Source organism: Glaesserella parasuis, assembly GCF_002015085.1.
In the GTDB taxonomy this organism is placed as follows: Bacteria; Pseudomonadota; Gammaproteobacteria; order Enterobacterales; family Pasteurellaceae; genus Glaesserella; species Glaesserella parasuis.
On the sequence record NZ_MUXW01000062.1, the window covers coordinates 1 to 1,828 of the forward strand.

1 protein-coding gene and 2 pseudogenes are annotated in these 1,828 nt (G+C 40.2%); all 3 read left to right on the forward strand.

Going from position 1 to position 1,828, the window contains the following annotated elements; translation table 11 throughout:
* Positions 1–168, forward strand: a pseudogene (locus B0183_RS12855) (ISAs1 family transposase); the annotation flags it as partial.
* A 122-nt stretch (positions 169–290) separates the two neighbouring features.
* Positions 291–1,325, forward strand: coding sequence for a branched-chain amino acid aminotransferase (locus tag B0183_RS11310; RefSeq protein ID WP_257790613.1), 1,035 nt, complete (start codon positions 291–293; stop codon positions 1,323–1,325).
* A gap of 68 nt (positions 1,326–1,393) precedes the next feature.
* Positions 1,394–1,761: pseudogene (locus B0183_RS11315) on the forward strand (RidA family protein).
* The last annotated feature ends 67 nt before the right edge of the window (positions 1,762–1,828 follow it).

Consider the following 1,828-nt stretch of genomic DNA (forward strand, 5'->3'; position numbering starts at 1 on the left):
GACGAATGTGCTGTGACCGATGAATGGGGTGCGGAAAATCTGGCAATCTTGCGTCGATTAGCGTTGAACTTGGCTCGATTACACCCGAAAAAGCAGAGTATGAAAGGGAAATTGACCGCTGCTGGTTGGTCAGATGAATTTCGAGATGAGCTATTGCTCGGCGTGTAGGTTGAAAAATGGACAACATATGTGGTTGCCCTGCACTTTCGATAAAAAATCTTATTTTTTTCATTGAAAACATTCATTTTTCTGTAGAAACGTTGTAAATTTCTCATATCTCATATAAAAAAATAAAGGACACAACAATGACTAAAAATATTGACTGGGCAAACCTCGGATTTTCTTATATCAAAACAGATTATCGTTTTATTGCACATTGGAAAGAGGGCAAATGGAATGAGGGGGAATTAACTACCGACAGCACTTTACATATTCACGAAGGTTCTACTGCATTGCACTATGGTCAGCAATGTTTTGAGGGCTTGAAAGCCTATCGTTGCAAAGACGGTTCGATTAATCTTTTCCGTCCAGATCAAAACGCCAAACGTATGCAAACAACCTGTGATCGCCTTTTAATGCCACAGGTGCCAGTGGAAATGTTTATCCGTTCTTGTAAAGAGGTTGTCAAAGCAAACCAAGAATGGTTAGCACCTTATGGAACAGGAGCAACGCTTTACTTACGTCCATTTGTAATTGGTGTGGGTGAAAATATTGGCATTCGTGCTGCACCGGAATATATTTTCTCTGTCTTTTGTGTGCCTGTTGGTGCTTACTTCAAAGGTGGCTTAGCTCCAGCGAATTTCCTTGTGTCTGATTATGACCGTGCTGCACCAAACGGTACCGGCGGCGTAAAAGTGGGCGGAAACTATGCAGCAAGCCTGTTGCCTCACGAATTAGCCGTTGAGCGTAAATTCGCAGATGCAATTTACCTTGATCCAAAAACACATACTAAAATTGAAGAAGTCGGTGCGGCAAATTTCTTTGGTATTACAAAAGATAATAAATTTATTACCCCTGCTTCATCGTCTATTTTACCAAGTATCACAAAATACTCGTTACTTCATCTCGCTAAAGAGCGTTTAGGTATGGAAACGATTGAAGGCGATGTTTATATCGATCAACTAGATCAGTTTGCAGAGGCTGGTGCTTGTGGTACCGCAGCCGTAATTACCCCTATCGGTGGTATTCAAAATGGGGATAACTTCCACGTGTTCTATTCTGAAACAGAAGTTGGCCCTATCACTAAACGTTTATACGCTGAATTAACCGGAATTCAATTTGGTGATGTAGAGGCACCTGAAGGCTGGATTGTCAAAGTCGAGTAATTCATTTTCAAGCAGTGAGAGAATAGCAAAAATTTGCTATCTACTCACCGCTTTCATTAGGAGGAACAATGATCCAACGATTTCAAGTCGGTAAACGCCTATCTGAAATGGCAATTTATAACGGTGTAGCCTATCTTGCAGGACAAGTCCCTGAAGATGATTCGCAAGATATGTACGGTCAAACAAAGCAAGTGTTAGCCGAAATTGATAAATGGTTAGCCCAAGCAGGCACAAATAAAAGTCGAATTTTGATGGCTCAAGTTTTTGTAAGCAATATGATTGAATTTGATGAAATGAACCGAGCTTGGGACGAATATGGGTTGCCGAAGGTAATGCACCGCCGAGAGCTGCTGTTGAAGCAAAATTGGCTAACCCCAATTGGAAAGTGGAAATTGTGAGAGAGGCTCTGCTAATGAATATTTTTAATTATTCTTAGCAACTCTTTTTATTTAAAAAATCCTTTATAAACATAATCTTATGTCTTTTCATTAATCCTGTATGAT